The organism is Aliiroseovarius sp., from assembly GCF_030148435.1.
Lineage (GTDB): Bacteria > Pseudomonadota > Alphaproteobacteria > Rhodobacterales > Rhodobacteraceae > JASBTN01.
In genome coordinates this window covers 44,804-51,940 of the sequence record NZ_JASBTN010000056.1, presented here as the reverse complement: position 1 = coordinate 51,940, position 7,137 = coordinate 44,804, and the positions used below count along the sequence as shown (strand labels likewise).

Genomic DNA, 7,137 nt, shown 5'->3' with positions numbered 1-7,137 from the left:
GTGGGCACCCCGTCTTCCACCCTCTTTCGCGAGCTGAACTTTTCGCCCTGCGCCGATTACGGGTTGCTGGAAGCCGCCGTGGCCGCCGCGCGCACCCGTGACTGTGGCGTACACGTGGGCGGGATCTATTCCTCGGACACTTTCTATGACGAACGGTCCGACCTGACCGACCAGATGACCCGCCACGGCGTGCTGGGGGTCGAGATGGAGGCGGCCGAGCTATACACGCTCGCCGCGCGCCACGGCGCTCGTGCTCTGGGAATCATGACCGTGTCGGACCACCTGCAGACCGGCGAGGCGCTGCCTGCCGACCAGCGGGAACAGAGTTTCGGCGACATGGTCGAGATTGCCCTGGAAGCGGCCTTCGCATGAAGATGCGGCGGTTGGGGCGGGACGGCCCCGAGGTATCTGCCATCGCGCTGGGATGCATGAGTTTCGCGGGGTTCTACGGCAAGACCACCCGGGAAGAGAGCTTTGCCACACTGGATGCGGCGCGCGAGGCGGGGATTACCTTCCTCGACACCGCCGAGCTTTACGGAAAAGGGCTGTCCGAGCAGATTATCGGCGACTGGATGGCCGACCGCGGCCACCGGTTTCAGATCGCCACCAAGGGCGGCATCGTTCTGGGCGGCGCGCGGGGGGAAAACAACAACTCCGAACCGCACCTGCGCCGCGCTTTGGAAGGCTCGTTGACCCGGCTGGGCGTGGACCGGGTGGCGCTTTATTACGTACACCGCCGCGACTGGTCGATCCCGATCGAAGAGGTGACGGAGACCCTGGAGGGCTTTCGCGAAGAGGGGCTGATCGGCGGCTTCGGCTATTCCGAGATCGCACCCAACAGCCTGCGCCGCGCCGCCAGCGTGGCGCCGGTGATGGCAGTGCAGAATGAGTATTCGCTCTGGACGCGCCAGCCCGACCTGGGGCTGATCCGTGCCTGCAAGGAGCTTGGCACGACATTCGTGCCGTTTTCACCGCTGGGGCGTGGCATCTTTTCCGACACGCCCATGCCGAACGGCCGGGCCGAGGCCCTGCCCTTCCTGCATGCCAACCCGCGTTTCGTCGAGCCGAACCTCTCGGCCAATCAGGCGGTGATCCAGCGCTTCCGCCAGTTCTGCCGCGCAAGGGGCTGGTCCGTGCCCGCCGCCGCGCTTGCCTGGGTGCTGGACCAGGGCGACCACCTGGTGCCGATCCCGGCCACCCGCACGGCGGACCACCTGCGCGACTGGGCCGACGCGTCCGAGATCGCGTTTACCAACGACGACCGCGCCGAGATCGACCGGATCATGCCGCCCGGCTGGGCCCATGGCGACCGCTATTCGGACGCGCAGATCGTCGGGATCGAGCGTTACTGCTGATCGTGCGCCTCACCCCCGCCCGTGGCTGCGATCATAAAGGTTGCGCCCGGCCGGGGCCCAGCCTTCGGGCGCGCGGGCGGGTTTGAATACCTCGACCAGCAGCGGATGGCAGGCCGCGGTGTCGGAGCTGTGTTCTGACCCGCAATCCCCGCCCGGACAGGCGGACAGCCCGCCCAGCAGGTCAATCTCGGCGAAGAACTCAAGGTAGTCGCCGGGGCGCACCGGGCTTGCCTTCATGAAATACTGCCCGGTATCGCGGGTAAACCCGGTGCACATGAAAACATTCAACACGTCATGCACATGGGGTTCGGCCTCGCGCAGGCTCAGCCCGGTGTGATCGGCCAGCGCCCGGGTCAGGTTGGAATGACAGCAATGGTGATACTGCCCGCCCGCCAGAAGATTGTGCGTATAGGGGTCGCAGCGCGTGCCGATCACGTCATGGACCGAGCCGCCGAACGTGTCGAACCCATACCAGTCAAGCGTATCGGTGGTCACTGTCGCCATCGGACGCAGGGTCGGAAAGCTCGTCCACATGCGGTCCCCGGTGGACAGATGGGTGCCATGCAGCGCCCGGGTCTTACCGGAATAGAAACGTTCGGTCAGATCGGCGGCGTTCCACAGGTTCAGGTCGCCCACCTGCGGACCTTCGACCGAGGAGATGCGAAAGAAATGCCCGGCAGGCACCTCGAAGCAGCGCGCGTCACGGGCGGGGATCAGGGTCTCGCCAAGTTTCACGGCCCCTTCCCGTACGACAGCGTATGTGGCCAGATCCGGGACCGGGAGCGTTTCGGGCGGGTAACAGACCACCGGCTTGATCGCGCGGCGGGCCTCGGCGTCCTGGGGCGCGGCGTGGGCGGGGGTGTCGGGTTTCATGGGCTCTCCTCGGCGGACCGGATCAGGCCCTGACAGGAACACGATGGCGCGCCGTGAAGCAAGCCCTAGCGCATTACGAAAGGATCGGGAATCGGATCGTCCGAGGTGCGCAGCCAGACGGCCTTGACCCGGGTGTAGTCCAGCGCGGCCTCGATCCCGCCTTCGCGGCCATGCCCGGACAGCCCGTGCCCGCCGAAGGGCGCAATCGGGCTGACGGCGCGGTAGGTATTGACCCAGACGATACCCGCACGAATGGCGCGGATCATGCGGTGGGCGCGGGTCAGGTTTCGGGTGAACAGACCCGAGGCAAGGCCGAATTGCGTATTGTTGGCAATCTCGATGGCCTCGGCCTCGTCCTTGAAACTGACCACGGACAGGACCGGACCGAAGAACTCGTTCGACAGGCTGGCCGCGTCAGGCACACCGTCGCAATCCAGGATCGTGGGCGGGAAATAAAAGCCGTCGCGCTCCAGCCGTTTGCCGCCGGTGATCAACCGCGCGCCCTGCGCCACCGATTGGGCCACCAGCCGTTCGGCCGTGTCGCATTGGCGCGCGGTGCAGAGCGGGCCGACCTCGGTCGCCATGTCGCCGGGCGCGCCGATCACCACTGCCTCGGCCTTTTCGCTGAGCCGGGCGAGGAAGGCGTCCTTGATCCCCTCGTGCACCACAAGGCGCGAGCCCGCGACGCAGCTCTGCCCGCTGGCGGCGAAAATGCCCGACACCTGCGCGTTCACCGCGCTGTCCAGGTCAGCGTCGTCGAACACGATGAAGGGCGATTTACCGCCGAGTTCCAGCGAGGTGGAGGCCAGGTTCTCCGCCGAGTTGCGCAGGATATGGCGCGCGGTCTCCGGCCCGCCGGTAAAGGCGACATGGGCCACTTTCGGATGTGCGGTCAGGGTCGCGCCGACCTCCGGCCCCCCGGTGATCACGTTCAACACGCCGGGCGGGAAGCCGGCCTTGTCGAACAGGCGGGCGAACTCCAGCATCGGCGCGGGCCCGTCCTCGGACGCTTTCAGAACCACCGTGCAGCCCGCCGCCAGCGCCGGGCCGATCTTCACCGCCGACAGGAACAGCTGCGAGTTCCAGGGCACCACGGCGGCGACCACGCCGATCGGTTCGCGGCGCAGCCAGACCTCCACGTCGGGCTTGTCGATGGGCAGATGCGCGCCCTCGATCTTGTCGGCCAGACCGGCGTAGTAGCGGTAGTATTCGGCGACATAGGCGATCTGGGCGGAGGTTTCGCGAATGATCTTGCCGGTGTCACGGGTTTCGAGCTGGGCCAGGTGCTGCGCGTTTTCAGCGATCAGATCGGCAAGCCGCAGAAGCAGCTTGCCCCGCGCCGTGGCGGTCATCAGCGCCCAGTCGGGGGCGAAAAACGCACGTTCCGCCGCCGCGACCGCCCGGTCCACATCCGCCGGCGTGGCGGCCGGCATCTGCGCCCAGGCGGCACCGGTGGCGGGGTCGAGACTGTCGAACCCGTTCACCGCATCCGCAAAGCCGCCATCAATATAGTGCTGAAAACGCTGCATCTTTCCCTCCCCTGCCCGGTTTACGCAAAAGCGGGCATGACCTCGTTTATGAACCGCTCCAGCGAGGCCTTCTTGCGTTCGAAACTCATCGAACTGTCGATCCAGAACGAGTATTCATCATAGCCCAGCGCTTCGTAACCCTTCAGCCGTTCGATCACCGTGTCCGGCGTGCCGATGACCAGGTCACGCTCCATCGCCTCGGGCGAGTAGAAGGGATGCGCGGCGATCTCTTCCTCGGTCAGCGGTTCGATCAGCCCCTGGGTGATCTCGCGCTTGTTCATGAACCAGGCGCCGAAATAGCAGTAGAAGCGGTTCAGCTCCTCGGCCCCTCGTTTCACGTCCGCCGTATCCTCAGCCACGTAAGTGTGCTGAAGCAGCATGATCTTCGGGCGGGGCTGGTCCGGGAATTTGCCGCAGGCGGCGTTGAACTTGCCCATGAGGTCGGTGACTTCCTCGTCCCCCTTCCACAGCGGCGTGACCTGCACGTTGCAGCCCTGCGCGACGGCAAACTCGTGACTGTTGGGGTCGCGGGCGGCAACCCAGATCGGCGGGCCGCCATCCTGCACCGGTTGCGGCGCCGAGGTGGTCTTGGGGAACTGGTGGAATTCTCCCTCATGGGCGTAATCGCCCTGCCACAGGGCCTTCATGGCAGGCACAAGTTCACGCAGACGCTGGCCTGCTTCCCAGGCATCCATGCCTGGCATCAGCCGTTCATATTCGAACTCATAGGCCCCGCGCGCGATACCCAGTTCCAACCGGCCCTCGGTGATGATGTCGGTCATCGCCGCCTCACCTGCCAGGCGGATCGGGTGCCAAAACGGCGCAATCACCGTGCCCGTACCCAGACGTACGTTCTTTGTGTGGCGGGCCAGGTCCACGAGATTCAGCATCGGGTTCGGCGCGATGGTGAAATTCATCCCGTGGTGTTCGCCGGTCCAGACCGCGTGCATCCCGCCCCGGTCGGCGATCTTGCACAGCTCGACAAACTCGTCATAGAGCCGCTTCTGATCCTCGGCGGCGGAAATGCGCTCCATATGCGCAAAAAGCGAGAACTTCATGCCTCAACTCCCTGATGTCACGCGGGCGATCCTGCCGGTGACTTGATTGCCAAAATACACCCCGAAATTCCCCATCCGGCTTTCCGTCGCGAACCGTTCGAGCATGGTGCAGATTACGGGATCGGCGATGCCCATCAGGGTCGACTTGGTGAGCTCGGTGAACAGGCCCTCACTGGCGGCATCGCCACCGGCCTGGCACAGGAACGAGATGTGCTGCGTTTCGCGCGCGTCGTCTTCGTAGACGGAATAGATGAAGCCGGGTTCGGCGTCGGTGCCGCTTTCGGTGATCAGCCGGGCCAGCGCGGCAGAGGCGCCTTCCTTGCCGACATCGGTTTCCGGCAGGGTCAGGCGGCCTTCGCCGTCGTCCAGCAGCAGCACCTTGCCGCCATGTTCGATCAGGGCCGAGATGCGTAGATGGGTACTGCGGCTCAGCGCCTCGGCCTCGGCGGCCGGGGTGACATAGGCGCCGCGCGCATAGCCCAGACCGGGGTGGGTCGTGTTGTCGAAGGCTTCCACCTTGCCAATCAGGATCAGGTGGTCGCCTGCATCAACCGTGTTGAACATGGAACAGTCGAACCAGGCGGATACCCCGTCGAATACCGGCGATCCATGTGGGCCGGGGCGCCAGTCCACCGCGGCGAAACGGTCCTCGACAGGTCGGGCGAAGGTGTTTGAGACATCCTTCTGCGTTTCCGCCAGGATGTTGACCGCAAAGCCTTCGGCCTGGGATAGCGCCTGGTAGTTGCGCGAGCTGTTGGCCAGGCAGACCAGCACCAGCGGCGGGTCGAGCGAGACCGAGGTGAAGGAGTTGGCGGTGAAGCCCAGCGGATTGCCATCGGCGTCATGGGCCGTGACCACGGTCACGCCGGTCATGAAGGCCCCGAAGGCATCGCGCAAGGCGCGGGGATCGATCTGGGTCATGGGGTCGCTCCTTCCGTGTCGCAGGTCAGCCAGTCGCGCAGCGCCGCGTTGACTGCATCCGGGGCCGTCAGGTTCACCATATGGCGGTGGCCTGCAATCACCAAAGCCCGGCCTCGCGGGGCGGCTTCGGCGATGGCCCGGGCCATGCCGGGGGTGGAGTTCGGGTCGCCGTCGCCGGTGATGGTCCAGAACGGACAGGTGATCGCGCCGATCCGGCCGGCATAGGTCGCATCCCCGCGCGCGAAGGCCCCGTAGGCGGTGGCATAACCGTGTGGATTCACCTCCGCCAACCAGCGGGCTACATCCGCGCGGGCGGTCCGGTCGGCGGGGCTGTCGGAAAACCAGCGGCTCAGCGGTGTGTCGGGGTCGATCCCGCCCTGCCGGATTTCTCCGGCACGGGCAACCACCGCCGCGCGGGCCTCGGCGCTGCGCCGATAGACCGGGTTCAGAAGGGCCGCGCGGGTAACGCATTCCGGGTGTGTGGCCGCAAACCCCAGGGTGATCAGCGCACCCATGGAATGGCCTGCCAGGCTGACCTTCTCCAGCCCCAGCGCGACCAAGGCGCGGGCCAGCCAGGCGACGTATTCCGGCAGCTCCGCGCCCTCGGACAGGGGGCTTGACCCACCGTGACCCGGCATGTCCAGCGCAATGACGCGATGGGTTCCGGCCAACGCCTCGACTTGCGGCCCCCAGGCCGCCGACTGCAGCCCGACCCCGTGGATCAGCACCACCGGTGCGCCCCGCCCCGCCTCGCGAAAGGACAGGATGCCTCCGTCAGACAGAGGCAGGGTTGTCGAGGTCATGGCCCAGCTCCTTGAGGTCCTGGTAGCGGTCGCCGATCCGGTGATGCGGCCGCCCGCCGACCGAGGCGCCCAGCGCGATGACGATCTCATCCGGCCCCGGCGCGTCGGCCACGGACAGCTGGATCGTCAGGTAATGGCTGCGCCGCCCGCCGTCGTTCTTGTCCATCAGCGGAATCTGCAAAGGTGCGTTTGCGGGGCCGCGCGTATTGGTAAAGGCAAGGTAGGACTTCGCTCCCACCGCCTCGCGGTAGTGGTTGCCGAAGCGCAGGGTATGGATCAGTGCCGAGGCATGTTCGACCTCACCATTCACGCCGACAATGGCGGATTTGCCGTAACCCTCGACCGTATCCCCGCCCCCGGCTGCGTCCAGGACCATGCCGGTCAGCAGCTCTCCCAAATGGGGCGCGCAGTCGTGGATTTCGGGGCGCAGATCCTCGACGAAGCCCCGGCCCGCCCAGGGGTTTTTGATCACCGCGATGGCGGCAATCATCTTCAGCGGTGTTTCGGCCCGCTTGCCGCCCTCGATCAGGGTATCTTCGACATGAAGCAGCGTCTTGCGGATTTCGGCGGGCATGGCGGCACCTGTGTTGCGATTCTC

Annotated in this window: 7 protein-coding genes and 1 pseudogene; 2 read left to right on the top strand and 6 right to left on the bottom strand. The window is 66.1% G+C overall.

What is annotated here, in order from left to right; all coding sequences use genetic code 11:
* Both Q1V43_RS10520 and Q1V43_RS10515 read left to right on the top strand, forming a co-directional pair.
* Positions 1-372: pseudogene (locus Q1V43_RS10520) on the top strand (purine-nucleoside phosphorylase); the annotation flags it as partial.
* Positions 369-1,355: an aldo/keto reductase gene (locus Q1V43_RS10515; RefSeq protein WP_300517498.1), complete on the top strand. Its 987-nt coding sequence runs from the start codon at positions 369-371 to the stop codon at positions 1,353-1,355. The pseudogene Q1V43_RS10520 and the gene Q1V43_RS10515, both read left to right, overlap by 4 nt.
* A gap of 9 nt (positions 1,356-1,364) precedes the next feature.
* On the opposite strand, the gene Q1V43_RS10510 is transcribed toward Q1V43_RS10515, so the two are convergent.
* The 6 genes from Q1V43_RS10510 to Q1V43_RS10485 form a co-directional block, all read right to left on the bottom strand.
* Positions 1,365-2,228 (bottom strand): DUF1989 domain-containing protein, encoded by an 864-nt coding sequence (locus Q1V43_RS10510; RefSeq protein ID WP_300517496.1) that lies wholly within the window; start codon positions 2,226-2,228, stop codon positions 1,365-1,367.
* Positions 2,229-2,293: 65 nt separating this feature from the next.
* On the bottom strand, positions 2,294-3,757 hold the full coding sequence (locus Q1V43_RS10505) for an aldehyde dehydrogenase (RefSeq protein WP_300517492.1): 1,464 nt from the start codon (positions 3,755-3,757) through the stop codon (positions 2,294-2,296).
* Positions 3,758-3,777: 20 nt separating this feature from the next.
* Positions 3,778-4,815 (bottom strand): LLM class flavin-dependent oxidoreductase, encoded by a 1,038-nt coding sequence (locus Q1V43_RS10500; RefSeq protein WP_300517490.1) that lies wholly within the window; start codon positions 4,813-4,815, stop codon positions 3,778-3,780.
* Between the two features lie 3 nt (positions 4,816-4,818).
* Positions 4,819-5,736 carry a flavin reductase family protein gene (locus tag Q1V43_RS10495; protein ID WP_300517488.1) on the bottom strand — a complete coding sequence of 306 codons (918 nt, stop codon included), beginning with the start codon at positions 5,734-5,736 and terminating at the stop codon, positions 4,819-4,821.
* The gene (locus tag Q1V43_RS10490; RefSeq protein WP_300517487.1) at positions 5,733-6,539 is read right to left on the bottom strand and encodes an alpha/beta hydrolase; all 807 of its coding nucleotides are present in this window, start codon (positions 6,537-6,539) and stop codon (positions 5,733-5,735) included. The genes Q1V43_RS10495 and Q1V43_RS10490 overlap by 4 nt, the downstream gene beginning before the upstream one ends.
* On the bottom strand, positions 6,511-7,113 hold the full coding sequence (locus Q1V43_RS10485) for an amino acid synthesis family protein (protein ID WP_300517484.1): 603 nt from the start codon (positions 7,111-7,113) through the stop codon (positions 6,511-6,513). Before Q1V43_RS10485 ends, Q1V43_RS10490 begins: the two co-directional genes overlap by 29 nt.
* Positions 7,114-7,137 lie beyond the last annotated feature (24 nt).

Coding starts and splice junctions, on each gene's coding strand:
- Q1V43_RS10505 (WP_300517492.1), bottom strand. CDS start 3,757: ATGCAGCGTTTTCAGCACTATATTGATGGCGGCTTTGCGGATGCGGTG.
- Q1V43_RS10490 (WP_300517487.1), bottom strand. CDS start 6,539: ATGACCTCGACAACCCTGCCTCTGTCTGACGGAGGCATCCTGTCCTTT.
- Q1V43_RS10500 (WP_300517490.1), bottom strand. CDS start 4,815: ATGAAGTTCTCGCTTTTTGCGCATATGGAGCGCATTTCCGCCGCCGAG.
- Q1V43_RS10510 (WP_300517496.1), bottom strand. CDS start 2,228: ATGAAACCCGACACCCCCGCCCACGCCGCGCCCCAGGACGCCGAGGCC.
- Q1V43_RS10485 (WP_300517484.1), bottom strand. CDS start 7,113: ATGCCCGCCGAAATCCGCAAGACGCTGCTTCATGTCGAAGATACCCTG.
- Q1V43_RS10495 (WP_300517488.1), bottom strand. CDS start 5,736: ATGACCCAGATCGATCCCCGCGCCTTGCGCGATGCCTTCGGGGCCTTC.
- Q1V43_RS10515 (WP_300517498.1), top strand. CDS start 369: ATGAAGATGCGGCGGTTGGGGCGGGACGGCCCCGAGGTATCTGCCATC.